This is a genomic window from Bifidobacterium crudilactis (assembly GCF_000738005.1).
GTDB lineage: Bacteria > Actinomycetota > Actinomycetes > Actinomycetales > Bifidobacteriaceae > Bombiscardovia > Bombiscardovia crudilactis.
The window spans coordinates 23,588-46,356 of the sequence record NZ_JHAL01000002.1 but is presented as its reverse complement, the minus strand read 5'-3'; the positions used below and the strand labels follow the sequence as shown (position 1 = coordinate 46,356).

The following is a 22,769-nucleotide window of genomic DNA, read 5'->3' as shown; positions in this document are numbered from 1 at the left end:
ACAGCAATGAGCGTTGAGAACAGCTCATCCGGCCGCTTCTGCGTAGCTCAGCCAATCCTCCAGTTCGGAGATATTCGTCTCCTCCCCCGGAATCACGCTGCCGCAGAGAAAACCGAGCACATACCTCCCGTCGCTCAACTCGACAGGACCGATAGACAGAGGCTGGCGAACCATCTGTGCGAATCGAGCGAAGGCATTCACGGGAACGTTCCAGAGCTCGCCGGTTATCGATTCGCCGGCCTCGCCTTCGACAAGTCGAACACGGGGATACCCTGTCCCGGGCATAACCCCCATCACGTAATGCGGAGCGGTGCTCACGGTGCTGAGATATCGTGCCTGCAGCTGCGTAAGCTGCGAATTCAACGCCTGCCCCCGTCTGTGAGCGCCGAAAACCAGGATGGGCACAGACCCCTGTTCGATATCCGATTCGGGAAGCTGCTCATCCGCGAGTTCAGCCACGATACGAATGGCCTCGGCATCGTGCAGTGCGGGCACCAGAAGCGTGGCACCGCACTCCCCTTCCGCAGTCGAAGCCACCGGGAAAGCAATTCCCGCCATATCGAGCAGATTGACGAATGTCGTGAACAGCCCGAGTTCGGAGTTCACCGCAATCGGCTGCGCGGCGACTTCCGACATCGTGGGATGTCTGCCTGTCGTAGGCACCAGCAGGCCTTCGCACTCGGAGAACAAGGGCAGGGTCTCCCCGATGCGACGGGCAAGCAAGTCCTTCTCCCGGACGTATCGGTATGCGGGCGGCTCCTTGGCATTCAGCACGATATGCTCCACGCTGGGGTCCGCGTGCTCATGATGATGCTCCATGAACTCCCCGACGGCCGCATAGCGTTCCGCCACCAGCGCGCCTTCATACAGCAGCTTGCCGCTCTCGAAGAAGGGCGTCATATCGACGGGCACCAACTGGTAGCCGTGGCTCTGAACGTCTGCAAGGCATTTCTCGAACTCTTCCCTGAATATTGGGCTGAGAGAGGCGAGATCCTCCTCGCGGGGTACGGCCAGTCGACGCGTCCGATGTATCGGCGCCATGGCTGCCTCGTCACCACGTCCCCTTGCCGGGAACTTCGGGTCCAACAGGGTTCTGTACACCAGAGACCCCGTTGCGAAATCCTTGGCGAACACCGATACGCAATCGAATGATTCGCAGGCTGGCACAACACCCTCAACCACCGTCACTCCACACGTGGGTTTAAAGCCGTAGATGTGGTTGAACGCCGCAGGCACCCTACCCGAACCGGCGGTATCCGTCCCCAGCGAGAAATCAACGAAATCCTTGGCGACGGAGACTGCGGAACCCGATGAGGAACCCCCCGAGACCCTGTCGGGGAAGGTGTCACTGTGCACCGCGCCATATGGGCTTCGCGACCCGGTCAGTCCGGTGGCGAACTGATCCATGTTGGTCTTTCCGAGGGCGATTGCGCCGGCCTGCTCCAGAGCGGCCACGACTGCGGAGGAGCGCTCTGGCATATGACTGAAGTCCGGGTGGGCGGCAGTCGTAGCGAAGCCTGCGACGTCGATATTGTCTTTGGCGGCGAAGAACAGCCCGGCCAGCGGCATCGACTCGCCCGAATCCAAAGCGTCACCGACTCTGGCTATCTCCTGTTCCAAACGCTCCTGCGAAGTCAAGGATATCCAGACCTCACTGCCCAGCGATTCCTGTTGCGCCCCGATACGGGACATCAGGCTTCGGGCCTTGTGCTCCAACGACGTTCTATCCATTTCAGATTCCCTCCCCAAAAAGACGCGGCAACGACAAGGCGTGACTTGATTGTTCGAGCACCACCTGTTCAGAGACCATGATGTGTGTGGACAAGGCTTCGATTGCTTCCTCGTAGCGCTCGGACACGATGAGGTCGATGATGGCCAGGTGCTCGTCAACCGTGGCCTGCATGCGGTCCTCGCTCAGATAATCGAACATGCGCACCGGTCTGATTTTGCGGTTGACGTCCTTGAGCACCGTCACCAGCGAGGCGTTGCCTGCGGATTGGAGCGTCATGACGTGGAAGGATTCGTCTTCCGATACAAAGCTCGCATCTGGTCTGGGCCTGTCATTCCGGTGGCTTTCCCAGTGCTCGTGAATCTGAGTGAGCAGAGTGAGGTCGGAGCGGCCCAAACCCTCCTGAATACGGCGAATCCCCTGCTTTTCGAGCAGAATCCGCAGCTCGTACAATTCCTTCAGGTCCCCGTAACTCGGCACATACGGATAGATACCGGAGTTCCTGCGCATCAGCAGACCGTCGGACACGAGTCGCGTAATCGCCTCACGCACCGGGGTGCGAGAGACCTCATAACGGTCCGCAAGCGCGATTTCAGTGATGCGCTCCAGAGGAGACACCTTCCCCTGCATCAAACGGTCGCGCAGGTCGGCGTAAATCGCATCCGCGTGAACCACACGGGACGATGTATCCGAGGTGCGAGTCCTGGGATTCTCTTGTGTCATATTGTGCAAACTTTCTCACGGAAGCGTGGAGACGCGCAGGCCGAAGCCGTGGGAAGGCTACTCCCCGTAAGCTTCGGCACTGTATGTACCGGTGTATGTAATGATGTATACAATGATGTATGCAAGTTTCAGGCGATGATTTTTTCTGTTTCCTGATTGTTACGCGTCGCGTGATTATCGACTCTCTGAGGTCGAGATGGCCAACGATGTGATGAGCCGACGGCGTGAGGAACAGTCACGACATAGATACGCCGCATGTACCCGACGAGGGGAATTTCTGCAATAGCCTGGCGTAGAACATTGGAATGCCGCAGCGTTGCAGCTCCGTGAGTGGAGCGGGCGACGGGAATCGAACCCGCGTAATCAGTTTGGAAGACTGAGGCTCTACCATTGAGCTACGCCCGCGAGGCGTGTTGTTCATAAACAACCTGAGTCATTATACACAATGCAACGACCAAACCCCAGCGACCATGCAATCCTCTGCAAATCTCCAGGGCGCGTGGCACTCGAGTACAGCGCTTGGGCCACTGCACGCCGCCATCATCGAGGCACCTGTCGATAACACTCGCATCAGTGCCGTATCGCAGGCCTTATTGCAGTACCAGGTGCGCGGCAAGCAACACCATGACGATGCCGATGGTCGTATCGAGGGCAATCCAGGCGAGACGGTTGTTGAAGAGCTTCGCCATTTTGCTCGATACGAAACCAAGCAGCAGGAACCATACGATGCTGCACAGCATCGCACCTGTGGCGAAGGACCACCGCAGGTCGCTGCCGTAGGTCGCGGCGATGCTGCCCAGCAGCACGATAGAGTCCAGATACACGCTTGGGTTGAGGAAAGTGAACCCCAGGCAGGACAGCACACTCTTTTTCAGGGATGTTTGCGCTGGCTTCATGGCCACCGTCGAGGAAGAGCCGCCCTGCTCCGAAGCACCGACCGGCGCGCCGTCGTTCCCGGCCTGTTCGACGGTGGAACCATCCCCCGTGGCTTCGCCAGGCATCCTGCGACGTTCCGCTCGCATGGCTCTCAGCTGTATCCACGCTCTTCGGAATCCGAAGATGCCGTAGAGCAACAGCACGGCCGCTCCCGCCCAGGTCAGCCCCTTGATGACGAGAGGGTGGCTCTGCACGATCTGACCCATGCCCTGTGTTCCCAAGGTAATCATCAGCAGGTCGGCGGCGATGCAAATCATCAGGATTGCGGGCACATGCGAGCGGGCGATGCCCTGTCGGATGATGAAGGTGTTCTGTGCACCGACCGCGACTATCAGACCTGCCTGGCTGAGGAAACCCGAGATGATTATCGGGAGGAACAAGGAATTCATACTTGGAGAATAGCTTCGCGCGACAGGTAAGTCCAAGTAAATATATTTATATTATATTAGTATTGCTTATATGAACGAATATCGCGGAGACTCACCGAACTCTGCCGCAAACATCCCCGGAGCCGGCAGCTCCCCCACCGACGGCATCTCCTTGCTGGAAGCCCACGACCTTTCCGCACGCATCAGGGCCATACCCATCGAACAGCTGATGGCGCTCCAAAGCATCATCGAGGAAGGCAGCTTCGACGCCGCCGCCGACGTCATGCACATCTCGCAGTCTGCCATCAGCCAACGCATCAAATCACTGGAATCCCAAGTCGGCCATATCGTCATCCAAAGGAGCAAACCGGTGCAGGCAACGGCAATGGGCCAGCTCCTGCTGCGTTTGGCTCGGCAAATCACCCTGGCCCAGGAGGAAGCCGCGCAACGCATCGAAAGCGAACAACGCAGCAGCACCGTCAACATCCGCATCGCCGTCAATGCGGATTCATTGGAAGGCTGGGTCTTGCCCGCCCTCGCTCCCGTGGTCAAACAGTCCATCGCCATCGACATCAAACGTCAGGACGAGCACATCTCGACACGGCTGCTGCGCTCCGGAGAGGCGATGGCGGCCATCACCGCCGAAGACACGCCCGTGCAGGGCTGCACGATGACCAAACTCGGTTCGATGGCCTATTTCGCCGCAGCCACTCCGGAATTCGCCGAACGCTGGTTCCCCGAAGGGCTCACACGCGAGTCGCTTGAAGTCGCGCCACTCGTGCAATACGACCGCGACGATCAGCTGCAATACCATTTCATCCGGCGCATCACCCGAGCCAAAGTGCATCCGCCGATGCACTTCGTGCCCACATCCACGGGCTACAACGATGCCGTGTCGCTCGGATTCGGCTGGGGATTGATTCCATCCACCAGTTTCGCAGCATACCCGCGCAATACCCTGGTCCGGCTGTCCCCACAGGAACCATTGCTGCTCCCCCTGTTCTGGCAGCAGTGGAAACTCTCGTCACCCGCACTCGACACGGTGGCCCAAGCCATCATCCGGGCCAGCGCCAACGCTCTGGTTCAGGATTGAGCCCGCTTCACAGAGACATCTGCGATGGCTGAGACACCTGCGATAGCTGCGATAACTGCGGCACCAGCGGAGCTGCTCCGCATTCCTGCACGCAATCACCTCCACCGCTATCGCAGCCATCTGCTCAGGATGCCGAAGAAGCCCCCAGATAATCGGATTCCTCGGTCGGACTCGACGCGACCGCATGACCGTGCGTGACTATGCCCAGGCCCGCAAGGTAGGCCTCTCTCCCCGCCTGCACGGCATGTTTGAACGCTCGGGCCATCACCGGGATATTCCTCGCGCTGGCAATCGCCGTATACGCCATAATGGCGTCGGCACCCATTTCCATGGCCTGAGCAGCCTGGCTGGGACGGCCTATCCCCGCATCGATAATCACCGGAACAGAAGCGTTGTCGATGATGACCTCGATGAGATCACGCGCTCCCAGACCCTTGTTCGACCCTATCAACGACCCCAAAGGCATCACGCACGCCGCACCGGCATCCTCCAGTTGCGTCGCGGCCAAAGGGTCGGGAAGCATATAGGGCATCACCACGAAGCCTTCGGCCGCGAGTATCTCGGTCGCCTTAATCGTCTCGGCATTGTCCGGCAGAAGATACCTGCTTTCATGCTCGATTTCGACCTTGATGAAATCCGTGCCGCACACCTCTCTGGCCAGTCTGGCTATGCGAACCGCCTCACCTGCATCATGTGCACCGGAGGTGTTGGGAAGCAGCGTGATGCCGTCCGGGATGTAGTCAAGCAGATTGTTCTCCGCAGTCCTGCAGCGACGCAAGGCCATCGTGATGATCTGCGTCCCGGCGTTCTCGATGGCCGCCTCGATCAGGGAAAGATCATAGCGTCCGGAACCGAGAATGAAGCGGCTGGAGAATGCGTGGCCGCCGAGCATCAGCGGATCCTGCTCCCCTGTCGCCAGATCATCGAAGGCGTGTTTGTTCGGTGCGGGCAGCAGAGCGGTGTTGGTGGCCGAGCCGACGAGTTCGTCGAGCTGCAACGCGCCCGAGGAGGTCCCCTGCGCGCAGGAGCTAGCGACATCAGCCTGCGCCGTGGTGTGTTCCGAAGTCATACTGTTCATCATCATGCTTTCTCTTCGACCGAAGATGCCATCAACGGTCATATCGACATTCAGGCTTCATCCTGTCCGAGGATGAGTCTGGTGATCATATTGGCCTCATGGCATGCGACCACGCCGACCCTGGGAGCCATAAGCCCGTTGCCCGGCGTGGGTGCGGTCACACCGTCGCCACAGAAATAGAAGCCTTCGGAAACCCTCCTGGTAACGATGCTGTTGGCACTGCCGAAACCGGCCATGCCCGATGCGGACAGCAGCTTTGCAGCGGGCAAATGCTCCAAAACACCGTTCACCAGAATGCTTTTGTTTTCAGGCACATCGAAAGCCTCCGCAATGATGTCGTCATCGGCGAACAAGGAGGCGACATTATGCTCATCGACGGCCACGGAATCAATCCGCACATCGATGAAAGGGTTTATCTGGGCAAGATTGCCTTGCAGAGCCTCGGTTTTCAAACGGCCGAGATCCCTGAGAAAATACTGCTGCCGGTTGAGATTCGACATGTCAACCCGGTCGAAGTCCACAAGATGCAGATGCCCGACGCCGATGCGGGTCAATGCGACCGCAATGGTCGACCCCAGACCACCAAGGCCAGCAATGGCCACATGGGCCGCGTCAAGCCTATCCTGCACCTGCTTGGTATGGCGCTCATACAGGGCGTCATACAGCTCCTGCCTATCCACCATGTCTTTGGGATTCCCGGCGTCGCGCACCGCCCTGCACCGCGTCTCCTCACGTCGTGCCGCAGCGACGTTCTGAGCTTCCTGGATACCCATCCTCAGCCTCCTTGAACGAAGGTGACGATTTCGATGCTATCGCCGTCTCGGAGCATCGTTTCGGCGTGCCTGCGCAGCGGGACGATATCACCTTGACCTCGACCGCCACTCGTTGCGCCTGCATCCCACGCTCACGAAGCAGGTCGGACACACTGACCTCACCGGTCTGCGTGCACTGCTTTCCATTGACAATCACTGCTGTCTCCCCCTATTCCCGAAGAGTGCGCTCGATAGCGGCGCGTGCGCATCCCCAAGGATGGCGCGCAATCGGTACCGAATCACGGGAACGCGAGCACTGACAGCAAGCCCGTCGGACGGCTTGAGCGATATGAAGCTCTTCGGTCATGACGTCCATCGGCATGATGGAGCATCGACGGGAGTTTCGTGTCACCTACGTCGAACGACGGGATACAAGAGTTGACGTCATGAGACGTCGAATAACCATGTCCTTACGGCGGCATTACCCGCATCAAGTTCTCGGTCGAAGTCAGAGACTTCCTCTCAGCCTGTTCAGGCTCCCGTTCGATTACAAGTCTGATATTCGCCTCACGCGTCGACATTCGAGCAAAGGCATACTTCTGCGGCACGGACGCGACATCCAGAAGACAACACACGAATCCGCAATGTCCCGCGCCTTGGCAAGATGTAAGCATGAGCACAGCACCCGCATCAGGCAGCACCGGGACCACCGGCCGCGACGATTCCGCATCCCCTTCCGCCGAGGCATCCCCTTCCGTCGAAGAGCAGCGTATCCGCAACCGCGAGGTGGTCGAGCGTTTTCTGCATTCGGGACACGGCGAGTCTCTGCTGCGCCGACACGAACTCTTCTGCGAGGACGGCATAGCCGGTCTTTGGACATCCGACAGCGGTGAACCGGTGTTCGCACAGGGCCGGGACGACATCGCCCTCTACGACGTGTGGTCGTCCGAGCATTTCCCGGATTGGCAGTGGAGCAATATCCGCATATGGTCGACCGACGACGTCAACCAGTTCTGGGCGGAATGCGACGGCGGCGGAACGCTGATGCTCCCCGGTCATGAAGCCGTTCCGTACCAGAACCATTTCATCTACTCCTTCGAAATGCGCGCGGGAAGGATTGCGAGAGAACGCGAATTCATGAATCCCATCACCGAGATGAAGGCTCTGGGTATGCAGACGCCCAGCATAGAGCTCGGTGATTTCCCGCAAGGCGATTCCCCCGTTGCCGAATCCACTCCGGATGTTTCCATTGGAGAGGCTTCCACTCAAGATGCTTCGCAAACTCATATAGCAGGTCGCTGATGGCCACGTCATCAATGCATAGGATGAACTTCGCGGGAGTCGACATCCCACGTCTGGGCATGGGATGCATGGCGCTGTCCATCGAAGGACGCCCCGAACGAGACACCGCCATCACCACCATCCACAGCGCTCTGGATGCGGGAGTGCGTTATCTTGACACCGCCTGGTCATACTACCTGCCTGAATACCGTCCGGCCCGGTCCGCTCAGACGCCATCCTGGCATCAATCCCCGGCTACGAGCGGGGGAAACGATTATCGTTCGGACTACGGCGAGCGCTTGGTGCACGACGCGCTGAGCACATGGAAGGGCGCGCAGGACGAGGTTCTGGTGGCGAGCAAAATCGGATGGTCCCGAACCGTGGACGCCCAAGGCCGGTACGGCTGGAAAGCCGACGCGCGTCCGGAAACGATTATCTCGCAGGCGAAGGAATCGGCGCATCGTCTGGGCGTGGAGAGCTTCGGGCTGCTGTATTCACATTGCAACGACCCGCAGGTCCCCTATGACGAGCAGATGGAGGCCTTTCGCCGCTTGGTCGATGAGGGCGTGGCCCGCGCCATCGGTATCTCAAGAGTCGATAACGCCGATATCGACGTAGCCCTGCGCGTTCTCGGCAAGGACCTCATCGCCGTACAGAACCAGTTCTCACCGTCATATCCCGACCCTCTGCACACCATGGAGCACTGCGAGAAACACGACCTGGCCTTCGTATGCTGGTCTCCCCTGGGAGGATTCCTCGACCCGGTGGACGCGCAGGCCTACGAAGCATTCAAGGCCATCGCCGCGGAATGTGGTGTCTCATATCAGCGCGTGGTGCTCGCCTGGGAGCTGTCGAAATACGACCGACTGATCACCATTCCCAGCGCACGCAACCCTCATGAGATACGGGATTCCTTCGCTGCCACACAGCTGACGCTCAGCGACGAGGAGCTGCGGAGATTGCCCTGAGCTCCGAGCCCTGTGCCGCCGAAAATCTCAGGCGTTCCGGCAGCACAGGGCGACCGCGGAAGCGATGGGACCGTCATGGCTGAGCGACAGATGCCAGACGATGTCTGCCTGCCCGGCAATGCGGCCATCCTCGCCGGAGCCGCTGCCGCAACCCAAGGATTCATGCAACCGTCGCTCCACACCATCGGAAAGCACCACATGCGGACGCCCCCTGGAATCATCCAGAATCTCGATGCGCGACCAGGGAATGGATTCGACGTCATATGGCGCAGGCAGCTCCCCGAGAGCTTCGTCCCAGGCTTTGATGACGGCCTCCTTGCCCGCCCAGCGGGCTGCAAGATGGCATGCTTCACCGTCTCCCTTGAGTTGAGCACGCATGGCGCATTGCCTGCGTTCACGCACCGAGAACAGTGCCATGAACGTGGAACCAGGCATATCGAGTTGCTCTCCGAAGGCCTGCACATCCACCACATCATGCCCCAGTCCGAGAACCCGCGCTGCGGGCAGATCGTCAATGCTCATAATTCCATTCTCCCGCCACGCGCAGCAAGAATCACTATGCAAACGGCAACACCACAAAAAAACTGTGCACATCGGCACGCGGACACCTCAACAACAGGTGTCTTGCGTGCGGGTGTGCACAGTTTCAGAAAACACTCGGACCGGTCAGATCAGCGCTCGTAGTAGCCGCTGTCACCCAGACGGGCTTCGGGGTCGAGCAACATGGCCTTCTCGACCTCGTGACCGTCGTAACCGTGGCCGTCCTCATGGAAACGACGGTTGTCAATCGGCGTATACAGCTCGGCGCGGCCCATCATACCTTCGATGAAGTGACGCTGACCGGATGCCAGACGGGCATTCGCCTTCTCGCGCCATTCCTCCAAAGCCTTCTTGCCTGCGGTGTTCGCCACTGCGGCTTCGAAAGCACCCGGGTTGACGATGGCTCCGAAACCGGAGACGTGACCGAAGCCGAGAGAGGTGACCAGACCCGCCTTGACCGTACCGACGTGCAATGGCTTGGTCAGCCAGACCATGTGGTCGTCTCGCCGCAGCTTCGGGTCGACACAGTCCAGCGAGGCATTCGCAGGAATCACACCCGATTTGAAGAGCTGGGTCAGACCGTTGATCTGGAAGATGCAGGCACCGCCCTTGGCATGGCCGGTAAGGCTCTTCTGGGAAATCACGAAGAGCGGGTTGCCGTCGGCACGACCGATGGCGTGAGCCAGGGTGTTGTGCAGTTCGGACTCGTTCGGGTCGTTGGCGTTCGTTGAGGTGTCATGCTTCGATACCACGCCGATCTCATCGGGTGAAACGCCCAGCGCATCCAGGTCGCGGACCAGCTTGGAATCCTTGCCGCCGAGACCCGCTGCGAGCGCACCCAACCCGGGGGCGGGAATCGAGGTGTGACCACCGTCGGCGAAGGAGTGGATGTATCCGACGACTCCGGCGACGGGCAATCCCATGCGCAGCGCAATGTCGCCACGAGTGACCAGAATCGTGCCGCCACCCTGTGATTCGAGGAATCCACCGCGACGGCGATCGTTGGCGCGTGAGAAGAAGCGCGGGCTGATGCCCTTCGCCAGCATCTCGGAGGCATCGGCGGTGGCGTTCATGTTGCCGAAGCCGATCACCGATTCCACGCCGATGTCGTCTATCGCGCCGGTCACCACGAAGTCGGCCTTGCCCAGAGCGATTTTGTCGACACCCTCTTCAAGGGAGACCGCGGCGGTGGCGCAGGCGGATACGGGCTGCACCATGCTGCCGTAACCACCGATATAGGACTGCATCACATGCGCGGCGACCACGTTCGGCAGCGCTTCCTGCAGGATGTCCGTCGGGACCTCCTTGTTGAGGAAACGGTCGAGATAGAGCTTGCGCATCGAGGACATACCGCCGAAACCGGTGCCCTGCGTGCTGGCGACCATTGACGGATGCACGGCCTGCAGAATCTCGACAGGCGAGAATCCTGCGGAGATGTAGGCATCCACTGCGGTGACGATATTCCACAGTGCAATCTTGTCGACAGCACCGACCATCGAGGCGGGAATACCCCACTTGAGCGGGTCGAAGCCCTTCGGGAACTGTCCGCCGACCGTTCTGCTCATCGTCGCACGACGAGGAACGCGCACCACGGAACCCTGATGACGGGTGACCACCCATTCGCCGGACTCGTCATCCGGACGGATGGAGGTATGGGATTCATCCAGCTTCACATACTCCCTGGCGACCGCCTCGGTCGGTACCGAGAACTCCACATCGTGGTCGAGGAAGACATCTGCCTCTTCCTCATCGGTGCCGTCCTTGTAGTCGTTGCCCATGCCTTCCTCGAAGGGACGAATACCGGAGCGTGCCACGACTTCGTCGTGATAGCGCTCGGCGATGTCCTCTTCGGGGACCAGATTGCCATCGGCGTCGTACCAACCGGCCTTCGGGCTGTCCTGCCATACGAGCAGACCCATGTTCCAGGCGAGTTCAAGCACGCCGGCCGCGGTGAGTTCCACCCGTCCGTCGGAGTGAATGCCCAACTCGGCTTCGAAGCGAGTACGCCCCGAACCCCAGGGGCCGAGCTCGCCCACGGAAACGATGACTATCTCGTCCTCGGGCTTGGCGCTCACGCGCTTCCACTCGGAGAGATTCACATGCGGCTGGCTTGGCACATGCGGTGTCGGCAGAGCCTTGATGACTGCCTCCGGGGCATCGCCCAGCGAAGCGTCGTTCTCGGACGAGCCTTGCACATGCTCCCCTGTCGAGGATCGTGCGGCTTCATCGTGTGCGGCATCCGCCATGGCCTCCGCACGAAGCGCCTTGATATCAATCGGGGCATCGCCGAGACCACCGGTGAGGTCCACGTTCAATGGCCCATTGATGGCCTTGATGCGGGCGTCCACCGTGCACAGATCAAGCAGTTCGGAGGAAATCTGCTCCGTGGAGTAGGTCTTCAATCCATGGCGTTCCACGACCTCGACCAATGGGTCGTTGCCGCCCATCAGTCCGGTGCCGCGTACCCAGCCGATTCTCGGATGGGCGAAGGTCACTCGGTCGGACCAGTTCTTTTCGGCACGAGCACGATTCACGATGGCATCGAAGGCCGACTTGACCTCGCCGTAAGCGCCGTCACCGCCGAAAATGCCACGGTTCGGAGACCCGGGCAGCACCACATGCATCTTGTGCTGAACGTCGATGCTTGAACCGAGGGCCGCAAAGCCGCCGATCGCGCGCTCGACGCCCCACAGCATCAGCCTTGCCTGGGATTCGAAGAGCTCTCCCGAATCGGCCAAGGTGCCGTGCACCGGAGGTGCAGCGAAGGGGAAGAACAGGCTTGGTTCGTAGGCGGGCTTGAGAATCGTGGTGGTCGCGCCTGTGGTTTTCTTCTGCTCGTTGCCGACCCAGGAAACCAAGGCATCCACATCGCGATAGCTCGAAAGATTCGCCGGGACGATCCAGAGCTTGGCTCCGCCGACCGCATGGTCGCGGTATGTGCGCTTCGCCCATTCGACGATGGAAGGCTTGAAGCTGTGCGAGGTCGCCACGACGGTGGCTCCTCCGGCCAGCAATCCTGCGACCACCTGGGCGGCGATGGAGTTCGGTGCAACGCCCGTCACCACCGCGACGTCCTTGGCGAATCGTGAAGCCGAGGCATCCTGCAATGTGGACTGTCCGGCCTCCTGAGCGATACGCATGAAGGTCTGCGCCAAGTCGTCGTCACCGGACTTGCGGGACTTGGTGGCATACCATGTCGCTTGTTCCTGCACCTGCTGACCGGCACCGAGGAAGCTCAGCGAGCCGACCGTGGTGTCTCGGTTGTAGAAGATGCGCGCAAGATCCTCGCGGGCGGTGGCCCACCGGTCATCGAGCAATATGGCCTTGCGGTCGTCGAAACGCGGAGCCACCTGCTGAGGCCAGTCGGCTCCCAACTCGCTTTGCACCGCTTCCACCACCGCTGCGCTCTCATCCTCATCCTGCTCAGACCAGAGTGCCTTGCACACCGAGCTGACTGAGAACGAAGCGTGCGGTCGAGGCGAGGACGCCCTTCGAACCCGTAACCTGCTGGGCGAAGGCATCCAAAGCCGCCGAGTCGACGACCGCACCACCGGCCGCACCACCGGCGTTCGGCAGACCCACACTCACGCCATGCGCCTGTGCGACCTTCTGCACCGCCTGGTCGATGAGGTCGTTCGCGGCTGCGACCGTGGAAACCGGGTCGGATGACAGCGTCGCCAGATCGCCACCACGTGAGGACGCCCCTTCGCGGGTATCGAGCAGCAGTGCGGCAACGGTGAAGTACGCCCATCCCGAGCCGAGCTGCCACACATCGGTGACGCGCTTCTCGATCTGCTGAAGCTTCACCCCGGCGGCGCCGAAGAGCGCGCGCAGACGGTCACGCACGATGTCCGCGAGCACCGGCCCGAAGGCCTTGTAATTCGGTGCGACCTTGTTCACCAGAGCATTCAGGGCAGCGATATCAGCTTCGGCGGCACCGTCGACGCTGGCAACGCCCAGTTCGGAGCTGATGTCCATCAGCAGCTGGTTGCGTCGTGACGATACGCCGTTGGTCAAGGTGTCGGTGGTGTCGTTCTCACCGATCTGATCGAGTCGCACCTTGGCGGAGTAAGCGAGCAGCGTGGCTATGGCATCGGAGGCCTTGAACGGAATATCCGCCGGGCGTTCGCCGCTTGCCGCGACGGGAGCGGATGCTGCGGGAGCCGCGGACTGAGCAGGCTGGCTCGCAGCTGCGGGCTGAGCGCTCTGTGCAGGTGCCGCCGATTGCGTCGGGGCCGCATCCTCCACCACATCGTCATCGACATCCTGCGCCAATGAATCGGAATCGGTCATATATACGCGACCCTCGTCACGGCCGACGTTGTACACCGTCACGTGACGACCCGAGAACTCAGGAAGCGCAAGTGTCTTGGCTCCGAGGTTCGCCAGGGTCGGGGCATTGCCGAGACCGACCTCGACGTATTCCTCAACACCCAGACCGCCTTGCGTGCCAGCTCCGAAGAGCAGCGCCTGCGTTTCAATCCAACGAACCGGTGAGGCGAACTGCCATGACAGCAGTTCGGTCAGCAGCAGACGGCCGAGCTTCTGGTCATCGGCGGCGTATTCGTTCCACACGGCGTCGTCATCAAGGGCCTGTTGGATGCGTTCGGAAGGCACGACTTCGAGAATCCTGCGGGCGAAGTCCTTCGTCATCGCGAAGGGCACGGCCACCAGATTCGGGATATAGCGTCCCTCCAGACGGGCGTAGTCGATATGCTGCGGCAGCAGCGCATCGAGCTTGTCCCTAAACTCAGGCACGCCCTTGCGCAGCAGTGTGGAATGGAAGGGCACATCTATGCCGGGAACCATCATGAACGGCGGCTTGCCACCATATTCCTTCGCACGGCGCGATGCGTCCGCCTGAAGGTATTTGAGACCCGCGATCGTACCTGCAATGGCGTATTGCTGACCTGCGAGGTTGTAATTGACGATTTCCAGGAACTCGCCCGAAGCGTCGGAAACGCTCTTGATGTAATCCTTGATGCCGTCGTCGCCCAGACCGAACTGGTTAGGACGCAGGGCGCCCATGCGGTAGTTGGAACGGCCGCGTTCGTCACGGTCGATCAGGTGATGCATCGTGGAGCCACGGTGGAACACCAGCTCAAGGACGGTCTCCAGAGGGATGATGCCCGCGAAGGAGCTCAGGGCATTGTATTCTCCCAGGGAATGACCCGCGAAGTAGGCAGGCCAGATATCCGAACCCGCCTCTCGCAAGCGTGCGGTCTGAGCGAAAGCGACGGTTGCCAAAGCCACCTGGGTGAACTGCGTCAGATTCAGCAGTCCTTCAGGGTGGCGGTAGGTCACGCCGTTGGCAGTGAGTTCCTTCGGGTTATCGCGCACCACGGCGAGGATGGAGAAGCCAAGCTTCTCACGGGTCAGCGCATCGGCGCGTTCCCAGGTCTCGCGGGCGGCCGCCGACTTGGCACGCTCGTCGAGGACCATGCCCTGCTTCTGAATACCCTGACCGGGGTAGACGAATGCGGATTTGGGTGCCAGTGCGATGGCCGTGCCGCGGGACACCAGTTGTCCGTCGATGCGGCTGGTGACTTCGAGCACGAGCCCGCCATGGTTGACCTTGCCGACTCGTTCGACGGAAATTTCGACTTGATCGTCCAACTGCACCATGCCGTACATGTTGTAGGTCCATCCGGCGATTTCGTAATGCGTGCCGGTGTCGTCGAAGGCCTGGGCGATGTGTTGCGCGGTGGCGGAAAGCCACATGCCGTGCACCAGAGGCGCGCTCAGACCGGATACCGCCGCTCCGCGCTTCGAGGTGTGAATCGGGTTGAAGTCGCCTGAGGTCCTTGCGAAGGCCGTCATATCGTGCGGTGCAGTGACCTTGACACGACGCAGCAGACGACGGGGCGTGCCCAGGGTCTCCTCTTCGATGCCGCCGTACTCAGGTGCCTCGGGAGGAAGCGCGTCGCTGTAGGCGCGGCCGCGTATGGCGAAACGCTCCGTTTCACGGGCGAGCACCGTACCGTCCAAAGCGCTGTGGACGACATTGATGGTCACCACGCGTCCCGATGCGGATTCCAGATAATCCTCCGCCCAGCTGGTCAGAGTGATCTGCTCGCCGACGTGGTCGAGCAGCTCGTTCTCGGTGACCTCGAGTCGAATCAGATGGTCAAGATGCACCGCGTTGAGCAGACCTTCGATAACAGGGAAGCCCTTGACATACACCGAACCCAATGCCGTATAAATGGCCGGCCATGCCGGACCGACCAAGGCGTCCGGGGCGATGCGTGAAGGCACCAGACCGGAAGACAGTGCGCCGCCCGTGGCCGCCTCGTGGTCGAATCCAAGATTCGCCGAGAAGGTGTACGAGGTGTGAGCCATGCCGAAGGGATATGTTTCGGTGTCCTCGACGGCTTCGATCTGCGGCATCTCGCTCAGCACATCACCGGTGATGGTGGTGTTGCCGATGCCAGCGGTCGCCGCCAGCATCGCATAGACGTGCTGCGGCAGACGGTTGCGATCCACGACGGGGAACAGCCCCGCCTGGGTGCCGTCGACCACCAGCGGAATCACGATGTCACGCACCGCGTGCTTGCTGACTCCATGGTCCGGATCGTTGTCCCAGAAGGTGTCGAGGTGCAGGTCCAGATCGAAGAGTTCACCGGATTCGTCCTGACCGATTCTGGTGATCTCGTAGAAGGGATCACCCACTTCGGTTCCGAAGGCGGGATTCGCCATCAGATGGCCGACCCAGGAGATATGCGGGCTGCGGCGAATGAATTCCTCTGCGCTTGCGGCGCAGGAAAGCTCGCAGAAGGCTTCGGTGCTGTTGGCTGAGGCACCTTCGGCCGTATCGCCTTCGGCATCTCTGGCCTCACGGACGCGTTCCAGCGCCGCCTGCTCGAAACGACCGAGAATGCTCGCCACGGGTTCATCGACCGTGGTGATGCCGCCGACCGAGATGGGGCCGGGGATAATGCGCACCGAATCGGCGGAGTATCGAGGATCTTCCGACTGCCACAACTGATCCTGTCCCCACCAGCGGAGCAGATCGTTGTCTATGACAGGCACGAAGGGCATCGGCTTGGGATACTCGCGTACAAGCGTCGGGAACCAAGCCACATCAGTAGGAGTGATGAGCAGGGTCGCCGTTTGCGGATAGGTGCTTTCCAGACGTTCCAAGGCCTGGTTCGGGTCGCTCACGTCTGCGCGATCGGCGAAGAGCGAGGTGAATTCACCGCTCTCCTGATCGCAGACACGGGCTTCGATGCGGTGCAGCAGATGCAGGAATCGGTCGACGTAGGTGCCATCGGCCCAAGGGTAGGCGAGTTCGGCGAAACGCTGCGCCCACTGCAGGTAGGTCATGCTTTCCAGATCCCCGAAGTACGGCTTGGCGGTTTTGCCCAGCGCTTCGATGACCTCGTCACGACGGGTCTCGATCTCCTCCGGGTGCTTCATCATCCGCACCAGCAGGCGTCCGCATTGTGCTGAAGCGTTCTCCAGCTCATAGATGTCGGCGTGCAGATGGCTCAGACCGGAGGTCACGCCACCGACCGAATGGCCGCTCGGCACCCACTTCTCGCCCAGGGGCGCGAAGGGGTCGGCGTCGACGCCCGTATCGACGATTCCAGGTGTGTCAACGAGCATCTGCTTGACCTGAGGACTGGTGTGAGCCTCTTTCGCGGTCATCGCGGCGGTACCGACCAGCACACCGTCAACAGGCATGTTCGGCATGCCGTAGCTCTGCGACCAGTCACCGGAAATATAGTCTGCGGCGCGCTCGGGCGTGCCGATGCCTCCGCCGACCACCAGGACCAGGTTCTCGCAGGAACGCATCTCGGCATATGTACTGACCAGCAGGTCATCCAGCGATTCCCAGGAGTGATGGCCACCTGCGGCACCGCCCTCGACCTCGATGAGGATCTTGGTGGGTGCCACGGCCTTGGCGATACGTACGACCTGTCGAATCTGGTCGATTGTGCCGGGCTTGAAGGAAACGTAGGGGAATCCGTCCGCCTGCAACGAGGCGATGAGTTCCTTGGCCTCGTCGAGCTCGGGAATGCCTGCGGATATCACCACGCCGTCAATCGGCGTGCCTGATGAACGCTTCTTGGGCACGATGCGCTGGGTGCCGAATTGCAGATTCCACAGGTAGCGGTCCATGAACATGGCGTTGAACTGGACCGTACGTCCTTCTTCAAGCTCCTGCTCCAGGCGCTCGACATGCTGGTCGAAGACCTCGGCGGTCACCTGACCGCCGCCGGCCAGCTCGGCCCAGTATCCTGCATTCGCCGCAGCGGCGACGATCTCGGGCTCAACGGTTGTGGGAGTCATGCCCGCGAGAAGCACCGGAGCCTTGCCGGTGAGCTCGCTGAATCGTGTACGAATCTTGTCCCCTGCCGGGGTGCTGATCACACCTGGAGCGAAACGCTTCCAGTCCTGTGTGCGGGCAGGCTCACCCTCCAGAGTGGACAACTTGGCGCGGTCGGCACTTGATGCCGCCTCGACGATGCCGACGCCGCTGCCCTGCACCAAAGCGCCGACGAGCTTGCCGAGCGTGACGCCCGGACCCATATCCACGATCCACAGTTGGGTGGGATCGTTCTGGTCGAGCAGCTCTTGAATCTGGCCGACCCAGTCGACTTCGTTGAGCAGTACTTCGGATGCCAGCAGACGCGCGCGCCTGGAGTCGAGTCCGCACTCGGTGGCCCAGGAGACCGTCTGCTCTACCGCGTCCGTCATCAACGGCGAATGGAAGGGCAGCGTGACCTCAAGATATTCGAGTACGGGAGCGAACACCGCTCCACCACGGACCTTCTCCTCACGGAGCTTGGCCTGACGAAGGTGTTCCTTCTCGACCTCCACCGAAAATGCGGCGAGATCCTCCGGGTAGCCCGACAGCACGTGGTGGCGGGGAGCGTTCGTGACCGCGATGGCGATGGGGCCGCGAGAATCGGTGACTCGTGAAATGAGCTGGTCCACCTGTGCGCGAGTCGCACCCTTGATGGAAAGCATCGGAGTCGCCTCGCCTTGTGCGATGAGACCCAGCTGTCTGGTCTGACGAGTTCCGGCAGCTCCGATGAGTGTGGCGACGGCCAGAATCTCATCGATTCCTGCGGCGGCCTTGGCGAAGGACCCTGCAGCAGCGATGTCATGGACCATGTGGGCCGCGAGAATGCCCTGCGAATGGCCGAGCACGGCCTTCGGCGTGACGCTGGCGACGTCATATCCGAGATTCGCGGCATCCAGCAGAGCCCCCAGCTGAGAGAGCGCGATGCCGGGGACACTGACCGTGGCGGCTGCTGCGGCACCCAGAGCTGCGGGATTCGGCGCGAAAGCGAAGAGGTCGGTGGGCTTGCCGGTGGTTGCGAGCAACTCGGCGGCAACCGGCGAGAGCAGACGAGTCGCGGAATCGATGTGTCCTCTCAGCGCTTCATCGATCGTAGGGTCTGCCACCAGCTCGGACAACGCCACGGTCCAGGGCGTTGACTGCCCGGCGAATACCAGGGCATGAGGCTGTGATGCCAGACGATTCAGGAAAAAGGTGCTACTCATTGTGTTCCTTTTGTTATTCGGTTGCTCTTGAGAGAAGTCGATTGGGGTGATGCCGTCGGACGGCCTTGCTGAAGCGGGTGAAGAATCTGCCGAGTTGGTCTGCGTCATAGAGGCTGGTTCCCGTGGTGCTTATCGGTGCGCCTGATGCGCCGTTTGCTGGCGAGCATGCCGAGCGATTCCTCGATGACCTCACGAGTCTGCTCGGGGTCGATCATCGCGTCAATCTCACCCATTTCCAGGGAAAGGTTGGCGTTGACCGTGCTGGCCTCGTATTCCGACGCCAGTCTGTCACGCAGAGCGTCGACGTCCTGTCCGGCTTCCTTGGCCTTCTGCATGTCCTTACGGTGAATGATGTTGACGGCTCCCGTCGCACCAAGCACCGCTATCTGGGAGGTGGGCCAGGCGAAATTCATATCCGCGCCAATGGCCTTTGAACCCATCACGATGTATGCGCCGCCGAAGGCCTTGCGCAGAATCACCGTCACCATGGGCACCTGGGCGTTGGCGTAGGCATAGATGACTTTGGCGCCGCGGCGGATGATGCCCGCATGCTCCTGGTCGCTTCCCGGTTTGTACCCGGGTACGTCGACCAAGGTCACCACGGGGAGGTTGAATGCGTCGCACAGTCTGACGAAACGCGCCACCTTTTCCGAGGCGTCCACATCGAGAATGCCCGCGCTGACGGCAGGCTGATTGGCGACGATGCCTACGGGCTTCCCGGCGATGCAGGCAAAGCCGACGACCGCCGACTGGGCGAAGAGTTCATGGACCTGGACGAATTCGCCGTAATCCACGATGCCTCGAATCACGTCAAGCACATCATAGGGTTGCCTGTCGTTTTCCGGAACGATGGTTTTCAGCCGTTTGGCGGCCTCTCGCTCGGCATGCCCGGAGGCGTAGGCGTAGGTCGGTGCCTGTTGGTCGCTGCTGGACGGCAGATACGCCAGGACGCTTCTGGCATAGTCGATGGCATCCGCCTCGTCCTCGCCGAGGTAATGCGCGACACCGGATTTCGTGCTGTGCACATATCCGCCGCCGAGTTCGTCCATGCTGATGGTCTCGCCGGTCGCGGCTTTCACCACATCCGGACCGGTGACGAACATATTCGAGTTTTCCTTGGTCATTACGATCAGATCGGTCAAGGCCGGGCAATACACCGCACCGCCCGCGCAGGGGCCGAGGATGACGGAAATCTGCGGGATGAACCCGCTGGCTTCGCAGGTCTTGCGGAAGATACGCCCGTATTGCGTGAGCGCGGCCACACCCTCCTGAATGCGAGCGCCGCCCGAATCGATCAGGGAGACGACAGGGACCTTCATGTCGAGGGCCATATCCATCAGATGGCAGATCTTGATGCCTTCAGCCGTGCCGAGCGTGCCTCCGCGAACGGAGAAGTCCTGCGCGTACACACCCACCTTGCGTCCGTATATCTCACCGAAACCGGTGATGACCGCGGAACCGGCCTTGCCTTTGGCGATATCCCCGCCTGCGAAGCGACCGATCTCCTGGAAGGTGTCTGTATCGAACAGCAGGTCGAGGCGTTCACGGGCCGTGTGCTTGCCCTTGGCATGCTGACGTCCCCGTGCGTGCTCCTCTGCTCCGCGCGCCAATTCGGCGGCACGGATGATGGCCTCGCGCACCGGCTGTTTTTTCACTTCGTCTGCCGTGGCGCCCCGAGCCGCCGACTGCCGGGGAGCGATGGATACGGAAAGGTCGGCGGGTTTGGTATTCGCCATATCGATGATGTCGGTCATGCTGTTGCACCTTCCTCTGTCGCGTCCTGTTCGGTCGAAGCCGGCTCCTGCGAGTCGCTGCCGTCGCCGGTCTGGCCGTCATCGCTTCCCTTGCCGGCTGCTGAGGCCTGAACGTCCAGCTTCACCAGCGTCTCGCCCGGGTCGACGCCGTCCGCCACGGAAATCTCGACTTCGCTCACGGTGCCGCTGCATGGCGCGTAGACGTAGTTTTCCATTTTCATGGATTCGAGCACGACCAGCAGATCACCTTTGTCGACCTTCTGGCCTTGTGCCACATTGATTCTGGTGACGACGGCCTGCATGGTGGCGACGATCACCCCGGACCGGCTGGAATCCGTATGCTGGGTCTGCTTGGCCACGTCGTGCAGACCATGTCCGCGCAGAGGCTGCGTTGGTCGGCGGGCACCACGCGACGAAGCGGAACCAGCGCCCATACCGGCGAACATCGTCTGGGGAACCGCCAGTTTCACACGCTTGTCGTCCACTTCGATGGTGAAGGTCTCGACGCTGTCCTTGTTACGGCTCTCGCCTTCGCCGCTGACCGAAGCAGGCTGCCCGGCCGTGGTCGTCTTGGGCTCGACGTTGAGGTAGTTCCGCTCCAACCATTTGGTCGACACATCGAAGGAGTGGTCCTCGGCGGTGAATTCGGGATTCGTGAAAATCTTCTGGAACAGGCTGGCCGGTGTGGGCACGCCCTCTATGCTCATCTCTCGCAGCGCACGACGGACGCGTGCGACAGCCGCCAAGCGGTTCTGTGCGGTGATGATCACCTTGCCCATCATCGAATCGTCCTTCGGGGAGACCGTGTCCCCCACTTCGACGCCCGAATCCACGCGAATTCCGGGACCGGTAGGCCAGCTGATACCTTCGAGCGTTCCTGCGCTCGGCGTCAGATTGGTCGCCGGGTCCTCACTGGTAATGCGCAATTCAAAGCTGTGCCCGCGTGGTGCCGGAGCCTGCGTCAGATTGCCGCCGTCGGCGATGTTCAGCTGTTCACGGACCAGGTCCAGACCGCACACCTCTTCGCTCACGGTGTGCTCCACCTGCAGACGGGGGTTGACCTCCATGAAGTAGACCTTGTTCGCCGGAGTGACCAGGAACTCGCAGGTGCCCAGACCCACATAGCCGACCGTGTCGAACAGTCGATGCGAGAATCCCTCAAGCTGGGCGATGGTGTCTTTGGGGAGGAAGGGCGCCGGCGCCTCCTCGACCAGTTTCTGGTTTCGACGCTGCACCGAGCAGTCGCGGGTTGAGTACACGGTGAAGTTGCCGTGGGAATCCCTGCCCGACTGGGTTTCCACATGACGTGCACGGTCGACGAACTTCTCGATGAAGTAGTCGCCCAGGTCTCCGCCCTGGAGCGCATCGTGATTCATGTAGAAGGCGCGAAGCTCGTCATCGTTGCGAATCAGCGTGATGCCGCGTCCGCCGCCGCCGTCGGCCTTTTTCATCATCACCGGATAGCCGCTGGTATTGGCGAAATCCAGCAATGTGCGCATATTACTGACAGGCTCGGCGATGCCCGGGACCACAGGCACCTTCGCCCGTTCCGCCACCTTGCAGGCGGTGATTTTGTCGCCCAGTTCGTCAAGCACGCTCGGGTCGGGGCCGACCCACGAGATTCCGGCATTCTTCACCTTGGCGGCGAAGGATGAGAATTCGGATAGGAAGCCGTACCCGGGGTGCAAGGCATCCGCACCGGCGCGATCGGCGACCGACACGATCAGGTCCTCGTTGAGATAGGTCTGGATATTCGTGTCACCCGGCAGCAGATAGGCTTCATCGGCCATCTGCGCATAGGGCGCGTTGCGATCCTGTTCGGCGTACACCGCCACGGTCGCGATTCCCATCTCCTGCGCGGTGCGCACGACGCGCAACGCGATTTCCCCTCGGTTGGCAATTAGCAGCTTCTTCATACAATCCTTTCTGGATTCCGCTCGTCTGGTAGCCTCGACCCTTCATATTCGGCATTGGATTTGAATGCATGAGTGCGATTATTCACGGCACGACCCTTGAAAACCGCAGATTCCTGTT

The 22,769-nt window shown here is 60.9% G+C and carries 12 protein-coding genes, 1 tRNA gene, 3 pseudogenes and 1 riboswitch; of the genes and pseudogenes, 3 read left to right on the top strand and 13 right to left on the bottom strand.

The features are described from left to right. Positions 1-24: 24 nt before the first annotated feature. From atzF to DB51_RS02380, 4 genes are all read right to left on the bottom strand, one after another. Positions 25-1,731 carry an allophanate hydrolase gene (atzF, locus tag DB51_RS02395; protein WP_051867203.1) on the bottom strand — a complete coding sequence of 569 codons (1,707 nt, stop codon included), beginning with the start codon at positions 1,729-1,731 and terminating at the stop codon, positions 25-27. Between the two features lies 1 nt (position 1,732). Beyond that, positions 1,733-2,452, bottom strand: a complete 720-nt coding sequence (locus DB51_RS02390; protein WP_084674516.1) for a GntR family transcriptional regulator — start codon at positions 2,450-2,452, stop codon at positions 1,733-1,735. Between the two features lie 331 nt (positions 2,453-2,783). Then, positions 2,784-2,857, bottom strand: a tRNA-Gly gene (locus DB51_RS02385). Positions 2,858-3,042: 185 nt separating this feature from the next. Further along, the gene (locus DB51_RS02380; protein WP_051867202.1) at positions 3,043-3,777 is read right to left on the bottom strand and encodes a LysE/ArgO family amino acid transporter; all 735 of its coding nucleotides are present in this window, start codon (positions 3,775-3,777) and stop codon (positions 3,043-3,045) included. A gap of 70 nt (positions 3,778-3,847) precedes the next feature. Here DB51_RS02380 and DB51_RS02375 point away from each other — a divergent pair, with 70 nt between their 5' ends. Next, positions 3,848-4,849 (top strand): LysR family transcriptional regulator ArgP, encoded by a 1,002-nt coding sequence (locus tag DB51_RS02375; RefSeq protein ID WP_084674515.1) that lies wholly within the window; start codon positions 3,848-3,850, stop codon positions 4,847-4,849. A 124-nt stretch (positions 4,850-4,973) separates the two neighbouring features. On the opposite strand, the gene DB51_RS02370 is transcribed toward DB51_RS02375, so the two are convergent. The 3 genes from DB51_RS02370 to DB51_RS10590 are packed head-to-tail and all read right to left on the bottom strand — an operon-like array spanning position 4,974 to position 6,896. Beyond that, entirely contained in the window at positions 4,974-5,918 is a 945-nt protein-coding gene (locus DB51_RS02370; protein ID WP_084674681.1) for a thiazole synthase, read from the bottom strand. Between the two features lie 59 nt (positions 5,919-5,977). Beyond that, positions 5,978-6,700, bottom strand: coding sequence for a sulfur carrier protein ThiS adenylyltransferase ThiF (thiF, locus tag DB51_RS02365; protein ID WP_034251417.1), 723 nt, complete (start codon positions 6,698-6,700; stop codon positions 5,978-5,980). After that, entirely contained in the window at positions 6,657-6,896 is a 240-nt protein-coding gene (locus DB51_RS10590; protein WP_432762346.1) for a hypothetical protein, read from the bottom strand. The genes thiF and DB51_RS10590 overlap by 44 nt, the downstream gene beginning before the upstream one ends. A 232-nt stretch (positions 6,897-7,128) precedes the next feature. Beyond that, positions 7,129-7,232, bottom strand: a riboswitch (TPP riboswitch). 119 nt (positions 7,233-7,351) lie between these two features. Between DB51_RS10590 and DB51_RS02360 the strand changes: the two genes are divergently transcribed. After that, positions 7,352-7,981: a PhzA/PhzB family protein gene (locus tag DB51_RS02360; protein ID WP_084674514.1), complete on the top strand. Its 630-nt coding sequence runs from the start codon at positions 7,352-7,354 to the stop codon at positions 7,979-7,981. After that, positions 7,981-8,928 carry an aldo/keto reductase gene (locus DB51_RS02355; RefSeq protein WP_034251414.1) on the top strand — a complete coding sequence of 316 codons (948 nt, stop codon included), beginning with the start codon at positions 7,981-7,983 and terminating at the stop codon, positions 8,926-8,928. The genes DB51_RS02360 and DB51_RS02355 overlap by 1 nt, the downstream gene beginning before the upstream one ends. 27 nt (positions 8,929-8,955) lie before the next feature. Here DB51_RS02355 and DB51_RS02350 read toward each other — a convergent pair whose 3' ends face one another. From DB51_RS02350 to DB51_RS02335, 6 genes and pseudogenes are all read right to left on the bottom strand, one after another. Further along, entirely contained in the window at positions 8,956-9,450 is a 495-nt protein-coding gene (locus DB51_RS02350) for a holo-ACP synthase (protein ID WP_034251410.1), read from the bottom strand. Between the two features lie 149 nt (positions 9,451-9,599). Further along, positions 9,600-12,563, bottom strand: a pseudogene (locus tag DB51_RS10585) (beta-ketoacyl synthase N-terminal-like domain-containing protein); the annotation flags it as partial. Positions 12,564-12,730: 167 nt separating this feature from the next. After that, positions 12,731-16,227, bottom strand: a pseudogene (locus DB51_RS10580) (acyltransferase domain-containing protein); the annotation flags it as partial. 77 nt (positions 16,228-16,304) lie between these two features. Then, positions 16,305-18,981 (bottom strand): annotated as a pseudogene (locus DB51_RS10575) (fatty acid synthase subunit beta domain-containing protein); the annotation flags it as partial. A gap of 104 nt (positions 18,982-19,085) precedes the next feature. Next, positions 19,086-20,735: an acyl-CoA carboxylase subunit beta gene (locus DB51_RS02340; protein WP_034251407.1), complete on the bottom strand. Its 1,650-nt coding sequence runs from the start codon at positions 20,733-20,735 to the stop codon at positions 19,086-19,088. Further along, on the bottom strand, positions 20,732-22,651 hold the full coding sequence (locus DB51_RS02335) for an ATP-binding protein (RefSeq protein WP_051867201.1): 1,920 nt from the start codon (positions 22,649-22,651) through the stop codon (positions 20,732-20,734). The genes DB51_RS02340 and DB51_RS02335 overlap by 4 nt, the downstream gene beginning before the upstream one ends. Between the last annotated feature and the right edge of the window lie 118 nt (positions 22,652-22,769).

Coding starts and splice junctions, on each gene's coding strand:
- DB51_RS02335 (WP_051867201.1), bottom strand. CDS start 22,651: ATGAAGAAGCTGCTAATTGCCAACCGAGGGGAAATCGCGTTGCGCGTC.
- DB51_RS02370 (WP_084674681.1), bottom strand. CDS start 5,918: ATGACTTCGGAACACACCACGGCGCAGGCTGATGTCGCTAGCTCCTGC.
- atzF (WP_051867203.1), bottom strand. CDS start 1,731: ATGGATAGAACGTCGTTGGAGCACAAGGCCCGAAGCCTGATGTCCCGT.
- DB51_RS02340 (WP_034251407.1), bottom strand. CDS start 20,735: ATGACCGACATCATCGATATGGCGAATACCAAACCCGCCGACCTTTCC.
- DB51_RS02390 (WP_084674516.1), bottom strand. CDS start 2,452: ATGACACAAGAGAATCCCAGGACTCGCACCTCGGATACATCGTCCCGT.
- DB51_RS02380 (WP_051867202.1), bottom strand. CDS start 3,777: ATGAATTCCTTGTTCCTCCCGATAATCATCTCGGGTTTCCTCAGCCAG.
- DB51_RS02350 (WP_034251410.1), bottom strand. CDS start 9,450: ATGAGCATTGACGATCTGCCCGCAGCGCGGGTTCTCGGACTGGGGCAT.
- DB51_RS02375 (WP_084674515.1), top strand. CDS start 3,848: ATGAACGAATATCGCGGAGACTCACCGAACTCTGCCGCAAACATCCCC.
- DB51_RS02360 (WP_084674514.1), top strand. CDS start 7,352: ATGAGCACAGCACCCGCATCAGGCAGCACCGGGACCACCGGCCGCGAC.
- thiF (WP_034251417.1), bottom strand. CDS start 6,700: ATGGGTATCCAGGAAGCTCAGAACGTCGCTGCGGCACGACGTGAGGAG.
- DB51_RS02355 (WP_034251414.1), top strand. CDS start 7,981: ATGGCCACGTCATCAATGCATAGGATGAACTTCGCGGGAGTCGACATC.